Raw genomic sequence first — 23,049 nt, forward strand, 5'->3', positions numbered from 1 at the left:
ATGGTCCTACTCGTCCTCCGTCCGGAACCGCAGGCGAGCGACATGGTGGCGGCCCTCGCCGCCCGTGGTGTTCCGGCTCTTGCGGAACCGATGCTGAGCATCGAACCGGCGGCCGATCCTGTCGACCGCGTACGCACGGCCGATCCTGACGCCGAAGCGCTGATCCTTACCTCGCGCCAGACGGTGGCAATCCTGAAGGGCGCGGAAGGCCTCGATACGCTCACCCGGCTGCCGGTGATCGCCGTCGGCGGTGGTACCGCCCACGATGCCCGTGCCGCCGGGTTCACCGATGTTCGCTCGGCCGATGGCAACGCCGATGATCTCGTCGACCTTGTCGCCCGCGCCGGGTTCCATCGGCTCGTCCACGCCGGAGGCCGAGACAAGGCCGGCGACATCGCCGGCCGGCTGGCCGCGCTTGGCGTCACGGTCTCCGAAGCGGAACTCTATCGTGCCGAGCCGCGCCAAACACTCGCGCCCGAGGTCGTCGATGCCTTCAACGAGGAACGCATTACCGGACTGATCGTCGCCTCGCGCCGCTCCGCGCAAGCTTTCCGTGATCTCATGGACACGATGGGCTGGGAGACGCGCCTCGCCCGCCTCGGCGTCGTGGCACTATCGGAAGCCGCCGCCGCTCCGTTGGCCGGCCACGTCGCCGACCTCGTGGTGGCGCCGGAACCAACCGGACCGGCTCTGGTTGACGCTAGCGTTGCGCTCGCCGCCCGGCTGCGCGAAACTGTCGGCGGCGAGCAAGAAGCGGAGGGACTTGAGACCATGACATCCGAAGACCACCGCAAGGACGCTGCCGGCCGGCGCAATCGCCCGAAAGCGCCTGTCATCGACCTTGAGGCGAAGGAGGTGGCAAAGTCTGCCCAACCGCCCAAGCCGCCCCAGGAACCACCTCGCGAGCCCCCCGCTCCCGAGCCGCCCGCGCCCAAACCTCCGGAACCGGAGAAGCCGATCATCGAACCTCCCGGGCCGGACGTTACTCCCATCGAACCGCTGCCGGGGGATCAGCCCCCGATCGGTGACCCGCCCAAGCCGGACAGACCGATGATGGATTCGACGGATACGGGAGCGGCTGCCGCCGCTCCACCACGAACCGACCGCCCCAGCCAGATGAAGACGCTGTTGCCTCTTCTGGGCGCCGGTCTCGTCGGAGGCTGTGCCGCAGCCTTGGTGTTGCTCGCCGTTCTGCCGGTCCGTGACAACGGCGAGGGCAGCAGCGGCATCGATCCGGCGACGCTGGAAACGCGCCTCGGAGAGGTTGCCGATCGGCTGGCGGCGGGTCAGGCCGCGATGGAAACGCTCGGCGACCGCATCGCCGCTCTCGAAGGGCGCGAAGCCCCGGCCACCGACCTCGCCCCGATCGGAACCCGCATCGATGACCTTGCCGCTCGGCTGGACGCAGCCGAGAAAGCGGCGACCGACAAGCCGACCGTCGATCCCGCCGCCATTGCCACGCTGGAAAGCCGCCTCGCCGACCTGACCACGGAAGCGGACACCCTGAAGGCAGAGAATTCTGCCCTGGAGCCTCGCCTCGCAGCCATTGAAGAACGTCTCGCCAACGCTCCCAGGGGCGGCGAGATCGCCGCCCTGTCGCTCGCTCTCACCTCGCTGTCCGGCAAGATCGACGCCGGCCAACCGTTCGCAGCAGACCTGGCCGTGATTGCCGCGGCCGCCCCCGATCTGCCCGGCCTTGACGATCTCAGGGCAGTTGCCGACCGAGGCGTGCCAACCCGTGACCGGCTGCTGGCCACGCTGCCGGTCGATGCCATGCTGGCGCGGCGACCGGTCGAGCCCGGCAAGGGCTGGGTGGATGGATTTTTCGACAGCGCCAAGTCCCTGGTCAACTATCGCGAGACCGGTCCGGCCGCGACGGACCCGGCCTCCGGCGCCGTCGAAGCGATCCGTGACGCCCTGAAGCGCGGCGACGCAGCCGCGGCAAAGGCGGCCGCCGACACCCTGCCCGCCTGGGCCCGCCCCCCGGCCGAGACCTGGCTCGCCGAACTCGATGCCCGCGTTCGCGTCGATGCCGGCATCAAGGCCATCTCCGCCCGTATCGTCGACCGTCTGTCGGTGCCCGCCACCAACTGACCCCGCCGCCCGCTTCGGAAAGGCTCCGAGATGATCCGCATTCTTCTGTCGGTCGCCGCGCTGTTTCTCGCCGTCCTCGCCTTCGACTGGCTGGGTGGCGTGCCGGTTGCCGTCTCGGTCAGTTGGCCGGGCGGCGCCGCGGCGCCGCCCCTGCGCGTCGTCGTGGTCGCGCTGCTGGTTCTCGCGGTTGCCCTTCTTGTCGTCTGGAAGATTTCATCCGGCCTTTGGCGCGCGCCTCGCGGCCTTCGCACCTATTTCGCCGGGCGTCGGCGCGACCGTGGCTACCGCGCGCTTTCGCGGGGCATGATCGCCGTCGGCTCGGGCGACTATCGTCTTGCCCAGCGCGAAGCCGCCGAAGCCAATCGCGTTTTGGAGAGCGAGCCGTTGGTGTTGCTGCTTTCCGCTCAAGCCGCCCAGCTCGAGGGGCGAAGCGATTCTGCCCGGCAGGCCTTCACGCGCATGCTGAAGACGCCGGAAACGCGCCTGCTCGGTCTGCGGGGGCTCTACATCGAAGCGACACGCGCCGGTGAAGCGGCCGCCGCCCGTCAATTCGCCGCCGAGGCGCAGAAGGAAAACCCTGCCCTACCGTGGGCCGGCGCCGCCATGATGGACTATCTCTCCGCCGACAGGAACTGGAGCGAAGCACTGTCCGTCCTCGACCAGAGCGTCGCGGGACGCTTGGTCGGCAAGGGAGACGCCAACCGTACGCGCGCGGTGCTACTTACGGCACGCGCCCTCGAAATCGAGGATGGCGAACCGGAAAAGGCGCGCGCCTTCGCCCTCGAAGCGCACAAGATCGCGCCCGACTTCGTACCGGCAGCCACCGTCGCCGCTCGCACATTGGCTCGCCAACTCGACACGCGTCGGGCGGCCAAGGTACTGGAAGCCACCTGGAAGCTGAACCCGCATCCGGATCTTGCCATCGCCTATCTGCATCTGCGCCCGGGCGATTCGGCTCGCGATCGCCTGAAGCGCGCCCACATGCTTGAGAACCTGAAGCCGGTTCATCCCGAAAGCGCCGTGACCGTGGCCCGTGCCGCCCTCGACGCCCGTGAGTTCACACTGGCCCGCGAAGCGCTTGCCAAGGCGCTCCGCCAGGCGCCGACCGAGCGCGTCTGCCTGATGATGGCGGAACTCGAAGAGAGCGAGAGCGGCGACGTCGGCCGTGTCCGCGAGTGGCTGGCGCGTGCCGTGCGAGCGCCGCGCGATTCCGCCTGGACTGCCGATGGCTTGGTGCTCGACGCCTGGCAACCGCTCTCTCCGCTGTCCGGCCGCCTCGACGCGGTGGAATGGCGTGTGCCCGCCGAGCGCGAGATCGGCGAGGCGATCGACGGCAACGACCTTGCCGTCATCGCGGCCAAGCCACACCAGCCAACCATTCCGGAGGCGTTGCCGGTCGTGGAAGCGAAGGAAACGCCAGCCGCGCCGCCCTCCGTCGTCGAGCTCGAAGAGCAACCGCCGGCACCGGTCGCCGAACCCAAGGACGAGCCGCCTGTCGTGCAGGAGAAGGCCGAGGCTCCGCCTCTTCCAATCATTTCCAAAGAGCAGGCAAAGCCAACGGCGACCGTTACCCCCACCCCGGCGACGGGCAGTGTCGCGGTCGATCCCCTGGCGGTGCTGCCGCCGCCGCCCGACGATCCAGGACCGGCCAACGGCAAGGGGTTGGCGCGAAGTCTGACGCCGGAATCGCCGTTCTCGTAAGACGATAGGCGCCAGCTTCATTTTCTTCCGAAGCGGTGCTTGAAATTAGCCGGGGATGCCGGTATCAACGCCCCGTCGCGCGGGGGTCAACTCCCGCGCTGGCGCCGCACTAGCTCAGTTGGTAGAGCACGTCATTCGTAATGATGGGGTCGGCGGTTCGAATCCGTCGTGCGGCACCATTTTTATCAACTAAATGTAGACTAATCAACAGATTAAGGGCGGCCGATACCTCCGCCATCCCTCTTTTGCTCCACCTTTTGTAAAGTGCTCACACAATGTAAGCGGGGCGCTCCGTTCACACCGCCTTTTACCTTTGGTGCTTCCAAATCCTCGCTATAGGCACTCCTTTTGACGGATTGCATCCTGCGCTAGCGAGGGCTTTCGTTCGCATCAATGGATTGTGAGTCGGAGGGGAGCGAGATGGAAGCGGAGTTCGCGGGACGGATCGCGCTGATTTCAGAGAGCGATGTTGGAAGCCTCTTCTGCGCCAAGGCATATAAAGACAGAGTTTTCGGCCTCGTCACCACTCCTGCAATAGAGGGAGAGGGCTACGCAACTCTCCTTCTTAATTCCCGCTTTCCGGACAGGCCGATAAGAACGAATTTGCACGGCCATATCGAGCGTCCAGCCCTTATATTTGATGACCCTATCGTGATTCCTGAATACGCCTCCATGGAATGGAACTCGTCGACGGATCTACTTGATGGATCTCTGATCCTGTCGAATGAGGGGTTCTTGATATACTGTTATGACGGATATGATACCTCGTACATATCCGTAAAATACGGTTCTTACTTAGATAGTATATCCAGGGATTTCGTCTATTTTACTAAATGGGCGATCTTTGCAAAGAACAGAAGGGATATCGACCCCCCTATATTTTCAATGGATTGTAACAATAGACAATAATCTAGATAGAAAATCCAACATATGCGTCAGAATGCCGCCGGCAGAAACTACCCTTACGGGCATGCAGCCAATCGTCAGTGACCCGACTGCAAGGTGCTGCGCTCTAGCTAAGGAAGCTGCTGTCCCGTTTGCGTCTCCGGCGCGCCATCGTGAAATCCCCGACGATATAATCAATCATCTCGATTGCGACGAAAGACCAATCGCCATATATCAAGCTAGGTAGAGCCCATATGCGGGCAAATCAGTACAGTGGCTTACGACAGCCGTTCAATTCAGAAGGAGGGTCAATTATGGCGTTCGCAACGCATGCCTCTGCCTCTCCCAACTGGAGAGGGGCTAGAGAAAAAGCTTCCGAACTGGTGAAGAATATTAGCGCGCCGTCAATTCCGGTGACTGAGATCGCGGAAAACAGCGGGGTCAACGTTGTCTTCACGGACATGGGGAAGTTTTCCGACAAGGTCGCGGGCTTTGTAGATTTCAACACACACCGAATTTATGTGAACATGGCAGATCGGCCGCAGCGGCAGCGATTTACCGTTGCACATGAGCTTGGGCATTGGATTCTGCATCGTTCTGCTTTCGAGGCGAACCCTAAACTCTATCCGGTTTTGCCAAGATTCCAGTCTGTTGAAAGGAGCAACGCGTTCGAGCAGGAGGCGAATGCCTTCGCTGCGGAGCTCCTGGTTCCTGAGCGGCTGTTAAAGCAAGTATCTGGCGCGCCAGTCGTTGCGCTCGCCGAAGTGTTCAATGTGAGCCGCTCGATGATCGAGAATCGCCTCAAATATGGCACCTAGTTCGACCGTAGTTTCGTCAGAGAGCGCCACCGCTTCGCCGGCTTCTTCTTGCCCCGAGCAAGAACAAGGTAACGGCGGGGGAACTCTTTTAGACGTCACGGTCGAAGAAGTGCTCAAGGAAATTCAGTTAGGCGGAAATCCCGTCCCTACGAACAAGCCTGAGCCGCCCGAGCCAACCGAAGGTACGCTGTCCGACGAGCTAAGCCGAGAGCGTGCCTTCGAGGCGCTGAAAGCTTTCAAAGCCCATCATGAAAATAAAAAGAACTGGTCCTGGTTCATGATGGGAATCATATTTTTGCTTATTGTTTTCCAAATCTATCTACTAAGAAAAGTAGGTACCGGTAGCTGGGACTTCACAAAATACGAATGGCTGCTCCCGGTTCTGCTAGTTCAAAACTTCGCCCAAATCATCGGGTTGGCGCACGTTGTTGTTCGGTCGCTTTTTGACGGCTTTAAAGAATAGCGCTCCCGAGAGAATGTACAAGCCAGCTGCTGGGCTGATCAATTACTCGCATTGAACCAATTGCGCCCCCAGGGTTCCTTATACTGCTCCCATTCCTTATCAGTTAGAGACCTCCCCATCGTAAGTTCCGCTGCGTCCCTGGGAGTCTGCATCCCAAGGAATTTGGCGCCGATTATTGCTTTCTGGACAATCGCATCTTTTGCGGTGTCTGCCTTCAGGGCGGGGCCTCCTCGATCTGGCACGCTACTTACGTCGGTCTGACGAAAACTGAGCTCCAGTCCGTCAGGAACGTATTCTCTGTCTTCGAGGTAATGTGCCACTCCCGCGTTAGCTGCCATTATTTCGGCGAGGTGTTCAGCCTCATCCGTCGCCTTTGCAAGCTCGGTCCAAATTTGGCGCCCGTAGAGGCGGATCTCAGGATAGAGAAGCGCTCTTGAACTATGGAGCCAAGTCATAGCGCCAACAGCCATTTCCGGGCGCCCGTCTTTCTGCATCATCCTTATAGTTCCGGCAATTTCGGTAGGGAAATGAGCCTCTGAGTGGATCCAATGGTCCATCAAATACAAATCTCTTCCCTTGCTCTTAAGCACCGCCGCGTAAAGCAGCGTTTGGGCCATGGTCAAATCCAGAACTGATTGATCCGCTCCCTGTATCGAAATAAGAAACCTTTGCGCTTCGCCGGACATTACGGCTGAAGCTCGCTTATCGAACCAGCTGCGAAGCCCCATGCTCATCCTCTCCGTTCAACGTTGAGATGATTAGTTCCACCAGGTCTCGCCGCAGTCGATAAGCAAATAGGCCGTCATTGCACCCTTGAATGAGGATCAAGCGCCGGATCAACAACATGCGCGAACAGCGGACGAACGAACCAAAGCCCGATGAACGGTGCCAATCGCTTCGCAAGCACATAATCGGAATGCGCCGCCGGGTTCCCCTTCATGAGATTGGCAATCGTCGCCGGCACCGTCGCGATATCGCGCGCCGTGCCGGCGGTCGGACCTAGCAAGCTGTCGACCACGCCACGCGAGGCGAACCGGCTGGCCGGGGCGCGCTGGCTGCTGCCGGGGAACGCCGCCGCCGCGCCCGTGTAGATGCCCGGCAATCCCATTTTCTCGAACGTGTTGTTCGCCTCGAACAGGACCGAGAAGATGCCGCTCCGGTCCAGGCCTTCGGCGAGCCACGTTCCCGGATTGTCGGATACGTCCGTTCCAAAAGCGACGTGGCGCAGCCAATAGATGAACATGCCGATCGTCGCCATTCCGGTGACCCCGCCGATGAAACGCGTCTGCCCTTCCTGAAGGCCGCGAAGAAGCACGCGCTGGTTCGCGGCGATGGCGAAGCTCTTGAACTGGAGCAGCGACTTGCCGATCGGCGTGCTTGCCAGCAAGGGCACGTCTCCAACGCCCTTCGTCACGATGATGGAGCCGACATCCTTAGCCACGGCGGCGCGGAACGCTTGGCGCAAGGCGTCGCCGGCCGGGTCGGCGCTCCATGCTTCGGTGTTGGCGACGTGGACACCGTCGACCGTCTCGCCGTGCTTCAGGAATAGCGCACCGATCCGTTCGGCGCGCTCCTGGCCAATGCCGAGATATCCCATGTAAGCCCGCTCGCGCTCCGGCAGCGAAGCAAAGCCGTCCCTCGCCGCCTTCATAGCGTTGTCGAAAATGCGGTTCTGGGTCATGCGAGAGGCAAAGGCCCGGTTGAAATCGTCCCAGAGATCGAGGCCGGTCATTCGGGAAAACCGCGTCGACAGGTTTTCCATCAGCCGCTCAATGACCGTGCCATGCCGGTACGGATCGGTGATTTCCGACAGCGCGGCCATGCGGGAATGAAGGATGGTCTCGCCCAGGGCGCCGGCAAGCCGGGCCTCCTTGGCGCTCATCCTGACGGCCTCAAGCCCATGGAGCAGCGGGCCGAGACCGTCCTTCACGTAGGCGCGCAGCCCGTGAACCATGGCCGGCCGGGCGGCATCGGCAAGCGAGCCGATGACAACCCCGCCCATCATGCGGGTGTAGTTGAAGAGGCGCGCCGCCGCGAGCATCCGCGCCCATGGCTCGCCGGCCGACTGCATGCCATAGACGCCGCGCAGCATGTCGCGCACCGCCTCGATATCGCGAATGTCGGCACGCTCGCGGGCGCCCAGCTTCTTCCGGTCAGCGCCCGGCACCTCTCGAAGGCGGGCATACTCGTCGCGGATCTCCGCTATCTGGTCCTTGAGCGTCGGCGAGCCGTAGCGTTTGGCGAGCTCGATGTCGGCGGCCATGATGCGAGCATAGCGCCGGCCGACCAACTCGATATCGTTCTCCAGGAAGTCCTCAACGAGGTGATCGGGAATGTTGAACGTCCGTTCCTTGAGCGGGCCGCGCGCCGCCATGACCGGCTGGAAATTGGTCGACGCGCCACCGCGCCCGGTGAGCTGGGCGAAAACGTCGTCGACAATCCCATTGATGTAATCGGCCCGGTCGGCAGCACTGACAAAATCGACGGCGCCACGATGACCGGTGCCGGCCGCCGTGGCAGCGAGCGCCGCCCTCAGCTTGGCGACGGTTTGCCGGTCCTTGGCATTCAGGCTTTCGGCAACGCGCTTTGCGAAGTTCTTCAGGTCGTCGGCGGTGGCGAACATCTGCTGTTTCACGCCCACGTCGACACCCATGCGGCCGAGATCGGCGACGACTTGGTCGAACACGTCGGCATCTGCGGCGGCGGCCCGGTCCGCTTCCCTCACCACCCGCCGACGGCCGCCGAAATCCTCGGCCAAGTGGTCCAGGAGATCGTTGGCCGTCGGCCGGTCTGCGGACTGGATGAAGCCTTCATCCCAAGCCAGACGCGCGGCGGTATCGAGATCTAGCCCGCCCTCCTTGTTCGACAGCGTCCGCTTTTGCTTCCGTACGAAGCCCGGCCGGGTCTTGCTGGAAATGCCCAGCGCTTCCAACTCGCCGCGCTCGTCGAACAAGCCGCCTTTGCGGTGGAGGAACTGCGTCAGCGTTTCGGGCGCCGGCGCCTTTGTCCTGGCGCGGATGTGGTCGACCGCGCGCAAGATCTGCCGTTCCGTCTCGGCATCGACGGAGATCTCGCCGCCGGCTTCCCGGCGCTTCGCATCCTCGGCCCGGCGAAGAATGGTCATTTCGAGATCATCGATTTCCGACCGGAGCGCGTTGGCTTTCTTCGCGGCCTTCGCAGCCTGGCTTTCCGCCTGGAAGGTGATCTGATCGTCGACCCACCGCCGCACGATATCGCGGAACTCGCCTTCGCGCGCTTCCAGGACCGGCCGGCGCCACATGCGGCTGAAATAGCTCTCGGCTGTTTTCACGTCGACATCGGCAGGCAAAAGACCGGCGTCGATCGCCTGTTGCTTCAACGGATCGAACACCTTGGAGCGCCAAGCCTCGGCCGCTTCGCTGGCGCCGGGAACGCTGCTCGTGTCGCCGCGCCGCATGGCCCGGCCGGCCTCGGCGTTGAAATCGTCCAGGCTCATGGCGAGCCCGGCCTTTCGGGCGTCGGCGTAGGCGGCGCGGTTCGCCTCGATGGCGTCGGCGGTGGCGCCGATCGACCATTGCCGCATGGCGCTTTCCGCCGCCGCGTCGCCCGCGCCGTCGAGGTTCTTCATCAGATAGACGGGGTTCTCCATCAGGCCGGCGGCAACCTGGCGCACGATGAGAGCCGGGCTCTGGAGAGTTCGCAGGAGGGGGTTGAGCTGCGCCGTGGCTTTCGCTGTGGCACGCGCGGCCTTGCCGGCGATGTCGTAATCGGCGAGCTTTTCGGGGGCGACGCCTTGGGCGCTGACACCCTGCGGCAGTGGCTGGTTGCCGCCTAGGCCGTTTGCATAGGCCGCCATTTCTCGATGGAGGGCATCGGTCGCCATGTCGGCGCCGGGAGCCTTCACCTTGTCGATGGCCGCCGATCCCTGGAAATGGTCGATCGCCGACAGCGCGCCGTGCGCGGCGCTTCCCAGAAGGCCACCAAGAAGCACCGAGCCGCCGACGTTATAGAGGCTATCCTCAGCCGTCCGCGTCTCCTGGCTGGCCTGGAGCGCCATTTCCTGAGCCAATGTGGCGCTGCCGGCAGCGAGCCCAACGTCGAGCCCGGCGCGGACAAAGCCAACGCCAGCGCGCGCACCGCGCAAGCCGACCGTTCCGGGAAACAAAATTGTCAGATCGGCGATGCCGGCGCCGATGTCGAAAGCCGTCCCGACCCAGCCCGACTTTTCGCGTGTCGCCTTGTCGCGCCGCTCCATGTCGATCTGCGCTTTGACCTGGTCGCCGGCCTTGGCGTTGAACACCTCGAGGAAGCGTTCCGGCTGGTCCTCGTATCCCTCGAGGTAATCGCCGGCATAGGGCGAGAAGGACGGGTCCACGTCGTAAAAGCCGCCGGTGGCTTTGTCGTAAAGGGTCTTGTTGGTCAGCGTCGACGTGATCGGGTTGTTCTGCCGGAACGACGCGACGGCGGAATCGGCGACGCTCGGATCGGCATCGGGCACGGCGCCGAGCTTCTGGCTCGCGAGGTAATCGTCGACGGGGCCGACGGGGCTGGTTTCATCGAACGGCATCTTTGGGCCTCACTCGCTGGCTTTGGCTGGCTTGACGGCTGGGACGGTCATCGGCCCCGGCGGCATGTCTGACGGGCTGATGTCCGAAGTCGTCGCTTTGTCGGGCTCAGGGTTGCTCAACTCGATTTTCGGTGCCGGGCCGGTCACCATCGGCCCGGGCGCCATGTCGGCCGGGCTGATGTCCGTGTTCCACTGAATCTCGCCCTGGCGTATGGCCTCCAGCGAGGGGATAAGGCTGGGATCTGTCGCCGGCTTTCCGCTGCCGGCCGGCGGCGTGGCGAAGAAGCGCGATGGCGCGAGCTGATACTTCCCTTCGCTGTCCACGTACCAAGCCTGATAGCGCGGCGCCCGGCCGGCGCGAAAGTCGGCCTCGGTCGTCTCGTCGGGGACAAGGAAAACGGCCTTGGGCTGAATGCCCTTGGCGGTGAGATCGGCAAGCGCCTGCTCGCGGATGTAATCGTGGCTTCCCTTGGGGTCGGCCGGATAGGTCTTCTCCGGCGGCAGGAACATCACAGTATCAGGGCCGTCCATCGACAGGGCGGACGTACCGTAGCGGCGTTGAAACCGATCGTTGGCGAGCTTGGTCCCCGCGTCGATGTCGCCGCCGGCATCGAACACGGCCTCGGTCAGCGTCTCGCGGTAGTCGCTGACGATCGCGGCGGATTGCGCCGCCGTCTTGCCAAGCGTTGGCGGACTGGAAAACCAGCCGCCGCCGAACAGCGAGCGAACGTTGCTTTCGGTGGCCGCCGCGTCGATCGCCTTTTTCATCGGTTCGGTGTCCATCAGCGCGGCGCGCTGGCGGACCTTGTCCGGATCTTGGGCATCGAGAATGCGCCGCGTGGCCTCAGCCGGAGAAAGCCCGACCGTCGACGTGTAGTGATCGAACAGAGCGACTTGATCGGCCAGCGCGCCGCCCGACGGCGAGCGAGCCAGCGCCGCCGGGTCGACGGCGCGGAGGTGCGAGCCGAGTTGAAGCGCCGCTTGGGCGTTCTCTGCGTTGCCGCTGGAAAGGTTGTAGCGCATCGCGTTGATGACGGGCGTCGGAACCACGCCGGTTTGACCGATGAGCGCATCGAGGAGCTTCGGCCGCTGCTCGGGCGGGGCACTCACTGATACGGCTTGCCAAACCGCATCGTTGGTCTTGCGGCCCGCCTCGCTGTAGCCGTCGACAACCAAGCGGCCGGCGGCGAAGGCATCGACGCTTTGGCGCGTCTCGACGATGTCCTTGTTCTTCGCGTTCAGCGAGTTGGTGAGCTTCGCCCGCTGTCCGTCATCAAGCCGGGGGTCGCCCTGGATCTCGTCGACCGTCAGCGAGCCGTCACCCAGGGCAATGCGGTTCTCGTACCGATCTTCCTGAGCCTTGCTCATGGCCTTGAACGCGGTCTGCTGCTGGCCGATCTGCTCATAGATCGCCTTGCGCGTCAGCGCCGCTTCATCGGGGTTGGCGATGGTGGAGACGAATGCCTCCACATCGGGAGCCGTGCCGCCGTCCGAAAGCTGGGTGGCGCCAATGCCGGCCGCGCCGCGAATGATCGCCGCTTCATGCAAACGCCGATCCTTGTTCACGCCGTCATTGTCAGTCTGAAGCGCCTCGACCTGGCGTGCGATTTCTTCAGGGCTTCCCATGACCACGGCATTCGCGACGCGGAACGGCAGGGAGCCGTAATTGTAGGCGACGGAGGCGAGAGCCGCTTGCGCGCTCGCCGGCAGTTTCGCCCAAGCCTCCTGGCCAACCTTCTGGATGATGCCCGGCACGAACTCGGTGTTGATGCGGCGCGCCAAGTCGCGCTCCGCGTCCTCGCGTGTCACGGTCATCCCAGGCGCGACTTTGACAATCGAGCCGTCTGCCTTGGTAATGGTGTCGCTGCCGTAGCCGATGCGGTAGGCGTTCACATCCCAATAGGGCTGGGTGCGGAAGCCCTCACTGGCGCGAATGAGGCTCGCCGCATCGGTCGGCGCGGCCTGATCTCCGGCGCCGCCTTTGAAATAGTTCGCCGTGTTCGCCCGCACATTGGCATTGAGCAAGGGCGTCTTCAGCGCCTCGGTGAACTTGTACTGATCTTCGCCGGTGAACTCGGTCTTGTGGGCGTTGAAATAGGCCTCCGCTGCCTTCGGATCGTCGGTGAGCAGCCGCAGGCCGGTGTTATAGCGAACGGTCGAGACGTACTCGCGTTCCTTCATCGCGATCACGTCCGGCGAATAGGCCGGGTTGCTGCGGATCTCGGCTTGTCCCGCAGCAATCGCCAGATTGACAGCGTCGGGGTCGGTGTAGTGGGTGAGCGCGTCGTTCTGGAAGCCGTCCAGGCGGGCATTGCCGGTTGCGATGGTCCAGGTCTTCCGTTGGTCCATCGCGTATGCGTAGGCGGTCTGAAGGGTCGATTGGATGCGCTGGTTCGCGGCCGCCTGGAATTTCTCCCGCGCCACTGGCGACAAGCCGGCGCCGCTCTTCTCCGCTGCCTCGCGCAACGACTCCTCAAAAGGCTTCAGGCCCTCGATGGCGGCAGCACCTTGTTTGCTGAAATAGCCATTCTCGCCATAGCCGAATTCGCGGATGGCTCCGGCGAAGCTGTTGTCGGCTTCCTTCGCATAGTTGGTTTCGTCGTGATCTCGCACGACGGCCAAGGCCTCGCCAACGTCCGCCAGTCCCTTCCCAACGGTGCCGAGAGCTTGGCCGATTTGGGCACCGAACATGGCGCCGGTCGCGTGGGTGTTGTCGCGGAAGTTCAGCCCTGGTTGAAGCTGAGCGCGCGGCTCGCCGTAGGTCGGTACAACAGGCATTGAGCCCCCTAAAATGTCATGAGATGAGCGTTAGCCGCGCCGGTTCAGCGCGTCACGGATTGTCGTGCGGGTCGGAAATTGCGGGCGGTGTCGCCGGCTGGGGCTTCGGATGCGCCAGGACGGCGAGCTTGCTCCAGATGTCAGCGGCGAGCGCGATCTGGCCGGCACTTTCGGCCCGCTGTGCCAAGACAATCAGCCGCTCGGCCGGATTGACGCCAGCGCTTTCAAGGAAGGCTCGCACGGAAGCCGGCCGGTTCGGTGTGCCCTTCTGCCGTCCGCCCCGCCGCTCACCTGGAGCCGATCCCCTTGGCATTTATCGCCCTCGTTCACTAACGATTGCTATTTTAGTGAACGGGCGTTTCGAGGATCACGGGAAGCCGTTCTTGGACTTGGATAATGCAGGAGCGGCCACTTAAGCCAAATTGGGCGATTGAGATTTGCTTGGCCGCCTCGTCCGTACCGGTCCGAAAGAACTCAACTAAACCGTCGAGAGATCGAAAAAAGGAAAGCCGCCGCAGGATGCGACCCTGCGGCGGCCCAAGAAATCGTAACGCTAACCAGAGTGATTAGCCGCAGCAGCGGAAATGAGCACAAACGTGCTCAAGCCGCCCAAAACGAATCCGCACATAGGCACGGACGCGATGACAAGCGCGAGCGCAAGCCATGGCAGGCTCCTTTCAAAAAGGAGTTGCGGGTGGGCGGTCGGCATGCGATTCTTGGTTTGCACACGCAATGAATCGAGCCTAACCGCCCGGTTACCTTGCCACCACGAAGGCCAGTTCCCGTTGCAACCGGGTTCTGGCCTTCTTTGTTGGTCTCCCCGCTGGGCTGGTGGCCTGGCGGCGGGGCCGTCCAACTCTCATTAGCACCACTCCTGTCCGGCGCGATTCGCGTCGTAGATATAATATCAGTCCCGGCGCGTATCGCAACGCCAATTACGCGCAATTCGTCTTATTCGCGTTATCTTGATTTTATCGGCGTAATGGACTAAATACCGTTCTACCAACTTTGGGGAGAATCGTCATGGCCCGCGTCCGAAGCCCAAATTATCCGGCTCTTAGCCTCCCGGCTGCTTTAGAGCGAGTGCGGACGCTACATAAAGTCGAGGCTCGCAATCCTGCTTCCCGAGAGGCTATTGCTAAGCACTTAGGGTTCAGCAGTCTGAACGGAGCTTCAGCTACGGTTCTGTCAGCGCTTGGGAAGTATGGTCTAATCGAGTCTGTCGGCGACGGAGAAGCTCGAGTTAGCGATCTGGCCATGCGGATTTTGTATCCACATGAACCGGAGGAAAAAGCCGCTGCGCTGCAAGAGGCTGCTTTTAAGCCCGCGCTTTTTAATGAGCTAAGGGAGAAGTGGCCAGATAGGGCGCCTAGCGATGAAGCCCTGCGGTCGTATCTGACGCGTAATGGCTTTTCCCAGGGGGCACTAGATCAGGTTATCCAGTTTTATCGCGAGACATTAGACATCGCATCTGCCTCTGAACCGGCTGATAATGATGGACGCCATGCGCCGATCATTAAGGATGCCTCAATGGAAACAGCCCCCGCCATTGCTCCGGTCGTGCCGGCGCCCGTCCCTACACCGCCGCCGCTGGCCGGGAGGCCATTCACGGTTTCGTTCGATGGATCGACGCTAACAGGAACTCTGGCCATTCGGTCCGTCAGGGATATCGATCGGCTTATAAAGGTGCTTCAGGCTCAAAAGGCAGCATTAGAAGCGATGATAGATGACGATGATGCTATCGACGACGACGATTTGATCTGATATTCTAAATACTTACAAAGAGCTCGGCCTTCGCCGCCGGGCTTTTTTGTACCCGCCTAAAGCAGGTCAAGCACGTATATAGGTCCCAGAACCTTAGAAGCACAGACAATTCACCTCACGCCGCGCCTTCGCTTCAGCATCCACCCGAGCTAACCCGCCGTCATACTCCATGATCGCCGCCCGCTCCTCGTAGAGGTCGCGCCGCCCCTCCTTGGTCCAGTCGGCATAGCGCCTCGCTTGGTCGTCTCGCGGCTCCGAAAAATCCGCGTTCTGCTTGGAACCGGCAGTGCCAGAAGTGCCGAAAGTCCTCCAAGGAGCGTTTTGGCACTTTTGGCGCTTCGTCTCAGGCGCGTTTCCGTGATTTTTTAGCGCCGTGATCCACCGGTTCATTGTGTGGACGCTCCAAGCGCCGGGTTCCATTGGTAGGCGATCGCCGGCCGGCCCATCTGGGTTTCGCCCCGTTTGGTCTCACGGCAATGGTTGGTCTTGATCAGGAGCTCGATGGCATCGGCCACCGTCTCCCCGTCGCTCAGGCCGGCCCAATGCTTCCGATAGACATCCCGCGCCGAGAACTCGTCGGGAAGCTGGCCGCGCCGCTCCACAATCAGACGGGCGCCGTCCTCGACCATCGTCCCGCCGGATGCGTAGAGCCGGCGCGCGTGGCTGCGCAGATAGTCGGCCCAGGCGAGCGCTCGCAGCGTCGCCGTTCGGCCGATTTCGAACTTGCCCCCGTCGATCAACTCGAACAGCAAGGCGAGGCTCGCCACCGTCTTCGGCATCTTCAGCAAATGCGCCTCCAGGACGGGCGACAGGTTGCCGGCTCGTGCCTCGGACTGGATCTCTTCCATCCACACGCGGAAAAGGTCTTGTCCATCCGGCGAGAAGCGCAGCACCAACGGTTGATCGGGGCGGCCCAGCGGGAACTCGTGCAGATCGCGAAACACCTTCTCGAATGCGTCGCGCGCCTCCTTGCTGGGGTGGCGATCCACCCACCGCCACGACGAACGGAGATCCGGCCAGACGGCGAGCTGAAGCCGCTGGATAAGGCCGTCGTTTGAGGTGCCGGTGATGGCGCCGCGCACGATCGGCGCAATGCGAGACGGCTGGACACCGCCGATAAGGCTCAAGGTGCAATTGGCAATGTGGACCGTGCCGCGCCCGATGCGGTCATAGGTGAAGCGCCCGGAGCCATTGAAGGCTTCCAGGTAGAACGCCCGCTCGCTGGCGTATTCCTCACTCTCCATTCGCGCGAGGAAGCCCGGCAGTTCGTCGCGCATCAGCAGCAGGCCGCGCGGGTTCTCGTTGAGCAGTTCGCCAAGCTTCTCCACCGTCGCATCATTGACGACGATGCGCGGGCACGGCGGCGCGTCCTCGTCGTCCTTCTGAAGGCCGGCGAGGATCGCGCGAGCCGCTTCCCGGTCGCCGTCCTTGATCGCCTTGGCCGCGCGCTTCTTGGCTTCCTTCTCGTCGAAGCTCGTGAGCAAGTCGTCAATGTCGCCGGCCTCAATGGTGGCTTGCCACACTTGCCGCATCTCATCCTGAAGGGCGTAGACCGGGGCGAGCGCCGATTGCATGGCCGGCGACTTCATGGCCGACGGCGGGCCGATGATGGCGCCCCAGAGGTTGGGGACTTCGATCCAGTCGTCGTTTTGCTTCGGCCCGACGCGAACCCGGTTGCCGATCATCGCTGCGAGACCGCAAAGCGCGGCGACGGCGACGAAGTCGGGCACCGATTGCTGACGATCGGCCACATCGAACACATAGCCGCGCAGGGCTTCCGGTAGCATTTCCGGCTCGAATGGATCGACCGGAGGCAGGCTCGATGTGATCGCGACAGGAGCGGCCCAGGCAGCGGGCGAGCCTGCCGCTTCCAGCAAGCGAGCAAGATCCGCGTCGGTCAGTCCGGCCGGCAACGCGTCGGCGACATCCCAGCCCTTGGGAAGGCTCGCGGGTAGCTTGACGGTCTCCACCGACGAGGCGCCCGCCGCGCGTGCCAGTTCGGCAACGTCAGCAGCATAGGCGGCGCCTGGCGCGTCGGCATCCGGCCAGATGATGACGCGCCGCCCCTTGAGCGGCGACCAGTCGGCTTTGCGCGCCGCCTTGGAACCGCCGGGCGAGGTGGTGGCGACATACTCCGCAAAGCGCTTGCCGGCCGCCGCTGCCGTCTTCTCGCCTTCCACCACGATCACCGGCGCGTCGGGCCGGCCGGCGAGTGTGTCCAGGGCGAACAACGGGCGCGGCGCCGGGAAACCCTTGGCGCGCCATTCGACCCGGCCGCCGACACCCTGGCAATAGGTGATCGGCAGCACTTGCTTTGCCGGCGCGCTGCCGGGCCGATCGAAGCGGGCGACAGCGCCGAGCATTCGTCCCTCGGCGTCGACATACTTCCAGGCGCCGGCCCGTTGGAAACCGCGCGGCGCGAACTGGTCCAGGAGGGCGCCCGTCAGCGGCGGGGCAGTTTCGGGAACCGGCATGACCGGGCGCCACTCTTCGGCGCTTGCCGCGTCGGCCGGAATGCTGCCTCGCTCGTCTGCGGTGAGGGGCGACAGATTAATGCTCATAGATGTCGACCCCTACGATACCGGCCAGTGTGCAGGCCGCATCGGCTTGATTTTCGCCAGTGAGATAAGCCAGCAGCGAGACGACATCGCCGCCCTTGTCTTGCGTTGCGAAGTCCGCCCATTTCCCTGTTTTCAGGTTGATGCGGAAGCTGCCGGCGCGCTGATCCGCCCGCTGGGGATTGCGGGCGGTCCACTCGTGACCGATCCGCCGGCCATCGGGGAGCCAGCGCGCAAGAAGGGCCGGGAGACAACGCAACGCTGCCCGGTTGATGCCGTCGAAGTCGATTTTTGAAGTGCTGTTCCGGGATTGCATAAAGCCCTCATGCCCGGTTGGCTTTGAGGGCTTCCAACGCCTGGAAGATTTCAGATTGTGGCCAGCGCACCAATCCGCCGAGACGCACGGGCTTGGGGAAGCGCCCATCGGTCACGCCGCGCCTGAAGGTCGATTTGCTGACGCCAACAAGAGCGGCGGCTTCCGCGTCAGAAAGCCACGGGTCTGGATGAGCCGTGTTGACTAGTACCTGGTTCATTTTCACCTCATCGGGTTGGATTGATCCGATGTGGCTATGCTTGCATCAGGCGGTTTGCGCCGTGCCCATTAATGGGAAATAGACCAGCTTCCGGGGCTCTTGAACCGGTAGCCGGCGAGCGGTTACGGCCCGTCGCTGGCTGATCCTATCGATTCCAGCGAATCAAGCCGCATCGGCAACGGAGCTTTCGGCAACAGTCTTCCCCGTCACGACCGACGCCCATTGCTCCAGGATGGCGCGCCGCTGAGCAAGAAAGTCAGTGCGGCGATAGGCGCGCTCGACAGATCCGCCGACGCTGTGGCCAAGCATGGTCTCCGCGATGTCGTGCGGTGTGTTGGTCGCCTCTGCCATCCAGTCGCGCAAGGACGAGCGGAAACCGTGCGGCCGCTCTTTCATGCCTCGGCGCTCCATCAAGCGCGCCATGGTCGCGTCTGAAATCACGCCCTTCCTGACCGACGGGAATAGCCATCCGTCTCGGGCGAGCGGTTTCGCCTGCTCGATAACGCGCAACGCCTCGCCAGACAGTGGAACCCGGAAATCCTCCGTCTTGCCCTCCCTTCCCTTCATGTTTTGCGCTGGAATGGTCCAAACATCCCCGTCGATTTGGTCCAGCCGAATGAAGCGCAACGGCGCGGAACGAACGCCGGTCAGGATGAGCAGCCTAAGAGCGAGGTGGGTCAGCGAGCCGTCATTGAGGGAGGCATAGAAGTCCGCGACATCAGGCCAAGGCACGGCGGGAATGTGTTCGGGCTTATATCCCTGCGCGCCAAGCAGCGCCCTGGCCTTCGTCGGCGCCTGAAGATCTACATCGAGGCCGAGCGCTGCGGCATGTTTGAAAACGACGCTGATGCGATTGAGCGCCTTCCTGGCAACATCCGGCTTGCTCAACCAAATGCCCTTGAGGGCGTCGCGAATGTCGATCTGCCCGATTTGCGAAACGGGCATCTTGCCGAGCTTCGGCAGAACGTGAAGATCGAGCGGCGAGCGCCAGCGCCCGGCCTTGCCTTCCTTCTTGAGCGACTTTTTCAGCGCCTCGAAACAGTCGTCGGTAACGTCTTTGAACAGGTGGAGATTGTGCGCCGCCTCTCGCGCCAGCCGCTCGCGTTCAACGATGGGGTCAAGCCCGGCCGCAGCAACGGCGCGCCATTTCGCGGCATCCTCGCGCGCCGCTTTCAACGAGACAACGGCGATCGAGCCAAGCCCCATCTCCCGGCGCCTGCCGTGAATGGTGAAACGCAGCACCCAATAGCCGGATTTCTGATCTGTCTTGACGAGCCAAAGCCCGCCGCCGTCGCTGTGTTTGCCAGAGGGGCGAGTCTGGACCGATCGCGCGCCCAGCTTGTTCAAAGGCCTCGACATTGCTCCACCCTTCGCTCCACCTTTCGATATGGGCTTGGGTGGCCATCGTTGAATGAACCTGCATACCGTCGCCTCAATATCCTATTGATATTCGGCAACGATTTCCGTGCTCGCTCACGGATGAACATAAATGAAATCAAGCGAGTAGGGATTCCGATGCCGTCGTGCGGCACCATTTCCCCATCCCAGTTCACGGCACGGCATTCATCGCAGCGGTTTCGCTCGTGCGATGGCCCCTCTCATGACTGTCGGCAGATCGGCGCCGCCGCCCGTCCTGGCGGCGCCAATCGGATCACTCGATGATCTTGTAGTGTTCGCCGGCGCAAGCGCAGACCGGGCAGGCCTCGGGCGCATCGCCGATCACCGTGTGTCCGCAGTTCGGGCAGATGCGGATGACGACTTCACCGAGATCGCCACCGGCCTTCACGGCCTCGAGCGCATCGCCGAACAGACCGTAGTGGATCTTCTCGACTTCCATCGCCTCGCTCATCGAGCGAATGGCGCGCTTGTGTCCTTCGGCCTTGGCCGTTGCCACCATTGCCGGATACATTGAGGTGAACTCGTGGCTTTCGCCTTCCATGGCGTCGGCAAGGTTGTCGAGCGTGCCCTTGATTGCTCCGAGCGCGCGCAAGTGGGCGTGGGCGTGAATGGTCTCGGCGGCGGCGACGGCGCGGAACAGCTTGGCGACGCCCGGCTTGCCTTCCCGGACGGCGGCATCGGCATAGGCGAGGTACTTGCGGTTTGCCTGGCTTTCGCCGGCAAAGGCTTCCTTAAGGTTGTCCGTTGTGGTGGGCATGATGCTTGCCTTCTTTGATTGAACGACGGGGGACGGCGCGGGTCCCCAACCAGCGAGACTAGCCCTACGCCCTGTGCCCGAGTATCGGGACAACCCCGTGAAATACCCTACGGACTTGAGATTTTTTCTAAGGAAAGATCGCCAGCCCGGAAGGGTGAAGCCGGACGGAACCAACCTCCCGGTTAGCCTCACGCTTGAGGTGCAGTTCACACCCTGAAACTCAACAGAATGACGCCGAGCTCGGCGAGCTGCGGTGCCAGCGTCTGTTCGGCAACGAAGCCCAGCGTATGCGGCCCGATGGATGATTCTGAAGCCAAACCGAGCATGGCCTAGCCAGTAAAACGCAACCACATCCGTTGAGAAGTGCAAGCAAGTGGCAGGGACGTCCTGACCATTCTCGTGTTTCCGGGATCCGATGGCGCGTTCGAACTCTACGAGGATGACGGTATCGGCCTTGGCTACGAGCGCGGAGAATCCGCCTGTATCCCGTTCCGCTGGGACGATGCTCGGAGCATCCTCGATATCGGCCAGTGCCAGGGAACCTACCCGGGGATGTCACCGGTCCGCCATCTGACGATCTGCCGTGTTCGTCCAAGAGTATCGCTCACAGCGTTGTCCGACGCCATTTCGGTGGAGTCTCGCGGCGACCGTGTTTCCGTCCTCTTGGAGTGACTTTCGCCCAACCTACAAGTGCCAAAAGCATTGGCAAGGCTTTGGTCGTTCGTCAGTATTGTCGAACCCCATCCCTAGGGACGACACACGAGGCTGAACGTGTCGTACTGATGTGGAACCACCTCGGGAGCGACGACCCAATGAGGGTGCTTAGCCCACGATGTTCGCCGCCTCCCGAGCGAGCTGTTCGATCTTCGCCCAGTCTCCGGCCTTGATGGCGTCGGTCGGCGCCACCCAGGAACCACCGACGCAGACGACGTTCTTCAGCTTCAGATAATCTCGTGCGTTGTCCAGGCTGACGCCGCCAGTCGGGCAGAACGCCATCTCGCCGAGCGGCGAGGCCAGCGCTTGCAGATACCTTGGGCCACCAGCCGGACCGGCCGGGAAGAACTTGACGACACGATAGCCTTTCTCGCGGGCCACCATTGCCTCGGAAGGCGTAGCAACGCCGGGCAGCAGCGGCACGTTGAGCTCGATGGCGGCATCCAGAAGGTCAGGCGAAGCGCCGGGGCTGACCAGGAACTTGGCGCCGGCCTCGACGGCCGCCTTGGCCTGGACACGGTCGAGCACGGTGCCGGCACCAACCACACCGCCGGGGATGGCGCTCATGGCCTTGATGGCTTCAAGCGCCACGGGGGTGCGCATGGTGACTTCCAGAGCCGGCAGTCCGCCCTTGACCAGAGCTGTGCCCAGCGGCACGGCGTCTTCCAACCGATCGATGATCAGAACGGGAACCACCGGCGCGCGGCGGAGAACGGCGAGAAGGGCGGAGGTGTCGAACATGATGACGGATCCTGTTCCAGAGGCGATGGGTCAGAAGACGCTGAGGTCGGCGAAGGCCTCAAAGGGGGCGAGAGCGCCGCGATGACGGATCACCCGCGCCGCGACCGCATGACCGAGGTGCACGGCCTCTTCCGGCGAGCGGCCGGCCAGACGCGCCGCGATGTAACCGCCATTGAAGCTGTCGCCGGCGCCGGTCGTGTCGATCGGCTTCACCTCGGTCAGGGCTGGTGCGGAGATGTCAGGCTCCCCCGCAAGGCGCAGCAAGGCCGGCTCGGGGCCATTCTTGACGACGACCTCGCGGACGCCGAGAGCGGCGATGCGATCGGCCGTATCGGACAGCGTATGGTCGCCATAGAGATCGGCTTCGTCGGGAAAGGTCGGCAGCGCGATGCTCGCCACCTTGTATCCCTCGGTCGTCACCCGTGCCATGGTCTCTCGATCGCTCCAGAGACGAGAACGGATGTTGGGGTCGAATATCACCTCGCCGCCGCCACTCCGAAATGCTGCGAGAACCGAAAGCAATCTCAGCCGATCCTCAGGCTCCAGAATGGCCAGGGTAATGCCGGAGAGATAAGCTGTGCCAGCGCCGTCGAGCCCGACCTTCAGCCGCTCGACATCGGAGGCAAGGCGTCTGGCGGCGGAGTTGTTGCGCCAGTAAGTGAAGGAACGCTCGGCGCCAACCAGCGTGATGAGATAGAGTCCCACGGTCCGGTCATCCAGGCGGATGATCGAACGGGTGTCGATGCCGGCGTCAGACAGGAAGCTCAACATGCTTTCCGACAGAGCATCCGTTCCGATCGCCGACACATAGCGCACCTTGCGCGTGCCCTGACGTGTCAGGCCACGCACGTACCAGGCGGTGTTCAGCGTATCGCCGGCAAAGCCCTGCCGGAACAGCCCATCGCCGGTGGGCGCCAGTTCCACCATGCATTCACCGATGCTGGCGAAGTCTCCGAGTGTGAGCATGTTTCACTCGCCCTTTCTTCACAGCGTCACGCCTGTTTTGAAGATGACGATTTCCTTGATGTCGTTTGTTTCGTTCTTGGTCGGCTTTCCGGATGCGATATCGAGGACGGCCTCGACGAAGCTGTCGCGGAGGCCCTCGACGGTGGTCTCGCCGGTGGCGATGGGACCGGCGTCGAAGTCGATCCAGTGCGGCTTGCGGTTGGCAAGGTCGGAGTTGGTGGCGATCTTCATGGTGGGCACGACGCCGCCGAGCGGCGTGCCGCGACCGGTGGTGAACAGCACCATGTGACAGCCCGAGGCGGCGAGCGCGGTGACGGCGACGCCGTCATTGCC

Annotated in this window: 19 protein-coding genes, 1 tRNA gene and 1 pseudogene; 8 read left to right on the top strand and 13 right to left on the bottom strand. The window is 63.0% G+C overall.

The window, feature by feature from the left end; all coding sequences use genetic code 11:
• The 6 genes from M4J40_RS03470 (at position 1) to M4J40_RS03495 (ending at position 5,961) form a co-directional block, all read left to right on the top strand.
• Entirely contained in the window at positions 1 to 2,094 is a 2,094-nt protein-coding gene (locus M4J40_RS03470) for a uroporphyrinogen-III synthase (protein WP_251752125.1), read from the top strand.
• A 30-nt stretch (positions 2,095 to 2,124) separates the two neighbouring features.
• Positions 2,125 to 3,795, top strand: a complete 1,671-nt coding sequence (locus M4J40_RS03475; RefSeq protein ID WP_251752127.1) for a heme biosynthesis protein HemY — start codon at positions 2,125 to 2,127, stop codon at positions 3,793 to 3,795.
• Positions 3,796 to 3,898: 103 nt separating this feature from the next.
• Positions 3,899 to 3,974: transfer RNA gene (locus M4J40_RS03480), tRNA-Thr, on the top strand.
• A gap of 241 nt (positions 3,975 to 4,215) precedes the next feature.
• Positions 4,216 to 4,704: a hypothetical protein gene (locus tag M4J40_RS03485; protein WP_251752128.1), complete on the top strand. Its 489-nt coding sequence runs from the start codon at positions 4,216 to 4,218 to the stop codon at positions 4,702 to 4,704.
• A gap of 290 nt (positions 4,705 to 4,994) precedes the next feature.
• Positions 4,995 to 5,498: an ImmA/IrrE family metallo-endopeptidase gene (locus M4J40_RS03490; protein ID WP_251752130.1), complete on the top strand. Its 504-nt coding sequence runs from the start codon at positions 4,995 to 4,997 to the stop codon at positions 5,496 to 5,498.
• Positions 5,488 to 5,961 (top strand): hypothetical protein, encoded by a 474-nt coding sequence (locus M4J40_RS03495; RefSeq protein WP_251752131.1) that lies wholly within the window; start codon positions 5,488 to 5,490, stop codon positions 5,959 to 5,961. The genes M4J40_RS03490 and M4J40_RS03495 overlap by 11 nt, the downstream gene beginning before the upstream one ends.
• Before the next feature lie 38 nt (positions 5,962 to 5,999).
• On the opposite strand, the gene M4J40_RS03500 is transcribed toward M4J40_RS03495, so the two are convergent.
• From M4J40_RS03500 to M4J40_RS03515, 4 genes are all read right to left on the bottom strand, one after another.
• Positions 6,000 to 6,689 carry a hypothetical protein gene (locus tag M4J40_RS03500; protein ID WP_251752133.1) on the bottom strand — a complete coding sequence of 230 codons (690 nt, stop codon included), beginning with the start codon at positions 6,687 to 6,689 and terminating at the stop codon, positions 6,000 to 6,002.
• Positions 6,690 to 6,763: 74 nt separating this feature from the next.
• Positions 6,764 to 10,507, bottom strand: a complete 3,744-nt coding sequence (locus M4J40_RS03505; RefSeq protein ID WP_251752135.1) for a hypothetical protein — start codon at positions 10,505 to 10,507, stop codon at positions 6,764 to 6,766.
• 9 nt (positions 10,508 to 10,516) lie between these two features.
• Positions 10,517 to 13,285 carry a glycoside hydrolase family protein gene (locus M4J40_RS03510; RefSeq protein WP_251752137.1) on the bottom strand — a complete coding sequence of 923 codons (2,769 nt, stop codon included), beginning with the start codon at positions 13,283 to 13,285 and terminating at the stop codon, positions 10,517 to 10,519.
• Between the two features lie 52 nt (positions 13,286 to 13,337).
• On the bottom strand, positions 13,338 to 13,598 hold the full coding sequence (locus M4J40_RS03515) for a hypothetical protein (RefSeq protein WP_251752139.1): 261 nt from the start codon (positions 13,596 to 13,598) through the stop codon (positions 13,338 to 13,340).
• 944 nt (positions 13,599 to 14,542) lie between these two features.
• On the opposite strand from M4J40_RS03515, the gene M4J40_RS03520 reads away from it, so the two are divergent.
• Positions 14,543 to 15,049 carry a hypothetical protein gene (locus M4J40_RS03520; RefSeq protein WP_251752140.1) on the top strand — a complete coding sequence of 169 codons (507 nt, stop codon included), beginning with the start codon at positions 14,543 to 14,545 and terminating at the stop codon, positions 15,047 to 15,049.
• A gap of 93 nt (positions 15,050 to 15,142) precedes the next feature.
• Here the strand turns inward: M4J40_RS03520 and M4J40_RS03525 are convergent, their stop codons facing one another.
• The 6 genes from M4J40_RS03525 to M4J40_RS03550 form a co-directional block, all read right to left on the bottom strand.
• A complete protein-coding gene (locus M4J40_RS03525; protein WP_251752142.1) occupies positions 15,143 to 15,439 on the bottom strand; it encodes a hypothetical protein in 297 nt (98 codons plus the stop codon).
• Positions 15,436 to 16,926, bottom strand: a complete 1,491-nt coding sequence (locus tag M4J40_RS03530) for a YfjI family protein (protein WP_311134063.1) — start codon at positions 16,924 to 16,926, stop codon at positions 15,436 to 15,438. Before M4J40_RS03530 ends, M4J40_RS03525 begins: the two co-directional genes overlap by 4 nt.
• 673 nt (positions 16,927 to 17,599) lie before the next feature.
• A complete protein-coding gene (locus tag M4J40_RS03535; protein ID WP_251752146.1) occupies positions 17,600 to 17,923 on the bottom strand; it encodes a hypothetical protein in 324 nt (107 codons plus the stop codon).
• A gap of 7 nt (positions 17,924 to 17,930) precedes the next feature.
• Positions 17,931 to 18,140: an AlpA family transcriptional regulator gene (locus tag M4J40_RS03540; protein ID WP_251752148.1), complete on the bottom strand. Its 210-nt coding sequence runs from the start codon at positions 18,138 to 18,140 to the stop codon at positions 17,931 to 17,933.
• 162 nt (positions 18,141 to 18,302) lie between these two features.
• Positions 18,303 to 19,499, bottom strand: a complete 1,197-nt coding sequence (locus tag M4J40_RS03545; RefSeq protein ID WP_251752150.1) for a site-specific integrase — start codon at positions 19,497 to 19,499, stop codon at positions 18,303 to 18,305.
• Positions 19,500 to 19,791: 292 nt separating this feature from the next.
• On the bottom strand, positions 19,792 to 20,295 hold the full coding sequence (locus tag M4J40_RS03550; protein ID WP_251752152.1) for a rubrerythrin family protein: 504 nt from the start codon (positions 20,293 to 20,295) through the stop codon (positions 19,792 to 19,794).
• A 399-nt stretch (positions 20,296 to 20,694) separates the two neighbouring features.
• On the opposite strand from M4J40_RS03550, the gene M4J40_RS22590 reads away from it, so the two are divergent.
• On the top strand, positions 20,695 to 20,967 hold the full coding sequence (locus M4J40_RS22590) for a DUF5110 domain-containing protein (RefSeq protein WP_405030709.1): 273 nt from the start codon (positions 20,695 to 20,697) through the stop codon (positions 20,965 to 20,967).
• Positions 20,968 to 21,117: 150 nt separating this feature from the next.
• Here the strand turns inward: M4J40_RS22590 and M4J40_RS03555 are convergent, their stop codons facing one another.
• The 3 genes and pseudogenes from M4J40_RS03555 to M4J40_RS03565 form a co-directional block, all read right to left on the bottom strand.
• Entirely contained in the window at positions 21,118 to 21,750 is a 633-nt protein-coding gene (locus tag M4J40_RS03555; protein WP_251752154.1) for a bifunctional 4-hydroxy-2-oxoglutarate aldolase/2-dehydro-3-deoxy-phosphogluconate aldolase, read from the bottom strand.
• 30 nt (positions 21,751 to 21,780) lie between these two features.
• On the bottom strand, positions 21,781 to 22,716 hold the full coding sequence (locus tag M4J40_RS03560) for a sugar kinase (RefSeq protein WP_251752155.1): 936 nt from the start codon (positions 22,714 to 22,716) through the stop codon (positions 21,781 to 21,783).
• Between the two features lie 18 nt (positions 22,717 to 22,734).
• Positions 22,735 to 23,049, bottom strand: a pseudogene (locus M4J40_RS03565) (UxaA family hydrolase); the annotation flags it as partial.

Source organism: Pleomorphomonas sp. JP5 (assembly GCF_023721815.1).
In the GTDB taxonomy this organism is placed as follows: domain Bacteria; phylum Pseudomonadota; class Alphaproteobacteria; order Rhizobiales; family Pleomorphomonadaceae; genus Pleomorphomonas.

Bases quoted from the DNA above. Each gene is read 5' to 3' on its own strand.
- M4J40_RS03470 (WP_251752125.1), top strand. From the start codon at position 1: ATGGTCCTACTCGTCCTCCGTCCGGAACCGCAGGCGAGCGACATGGTG.
- M4J40_RS03475 (WP_251752127.1), top strand. From the start codon at position 2,125: ATGATCCGCATTCTTCTGTCGGTCGCCGCGCTGTTTCTCGCCGTCCTC.
- M4J40_RS03485 (WP_251752128.1), top strand. From the start codon at position 4,216: ATGGAAGCGGAGTTCGCGGGACGGATCGCGCTGATTTCAGAGAGCGAT.
- M4J40_RS03490 (WP_251752130.1), top strand. From the start codon at position 4,995: ATGGCGTTCGCAACGCATGCCTCTGCCTCTCCCAACTGGAGAGGGGCT.
- M4J40_RS03495 (WP_251752131.1), top strand. From the start codon at position 5,488: ATGGCACCTAGTTCGACCGTAGTTTCGTCAGAGAGCGCCACCGCTTCG.
- M4J40_RS03500 (WP_251752133.1), bottom strand. From the start codon at position 6,689: ATGGGGCTTCGCAGCTGGTTCGATAAGCGAGCTTCAGCCGTAATGTCC.
- M4J40_RS03505 (WP_251752135.1), bottom strand. From the start codon at position 10,507: ATGCCGTTCGATGAAACCAGCCCCGTCGGCCCCGTCGACGATTACCTC.
- M4J40_RS03510 (WP_251752137.1), bottom strand. From the start codon at position 13,285: ATGCCTGTTGTACCGACCTACGGCGAGCCGCGCGCTCAGCTTCAACCA.
- M4J40_RS03515 (WP_251752139.1), bottom strand. From the start codon at position 13,598: ATGCCAAGGGGATCGGCTCCAGGTGAGCGGCGGGGCGGACGGCAGAAG.
- M4J40_RS03520 (WP_251752140.1), top strand. From the start codon at position 14,543: ATGCGGATTTTGTATCCACATGAACCGGAGGAAAAAGCCGCTGCGCTG.
- M4J40_RS03525 (WP_251752142.1), bottom strand. From the start codon at position 15,439: ATGAACCGGTGGATCACGGCGCTAAAAAATCACGGAAACGCGCCTGAG.
- M4J40_RS03535 (WP_251752146.1), bottom strand. From the start codon at position 17,923: ATGCAATCCCGGAACAGCACTTCAAAAATCGACTTCGACGGCATCAAC.
- M4J40_RS03540 (WP_251752148.1), bottom strand. From the start codon at position 18,140: ATGAACCAGGTACTAGTCAACACGGCTCATCCAGACCCGTGGCTTTCT.
- M4J40_RS03545 (WP_251752150.1), bottom strand. From the start codon at position 19,499: ATGTCGAGGCCTTTGAACAAGCTGGGCGCGCGATCGGTCCAGACTCGC.
- M4J40_RS03550 (WP_251752152.1), bottom strand. From the start codon at position 20,295: ATGCCCACCACAACGGACAACCTTAAGGAAGCCTTTGCCGGCGAAAGC.
- M4J40_RS03555 (WP_251752154.1), bottom strand. From the start codon at position 21,750: ATGTTCGACACCTCCGCCCTTCTCGCCGTTCTCCGCCGCGCGCCGGTG.
- M4J40_RS03560 (WP_251752155.1), bottom strand. From the start codon at position 22,716: ATGCTCACACTCGGAGACTTCGCCAGCATCGGTGAATGCATGGTGGAA.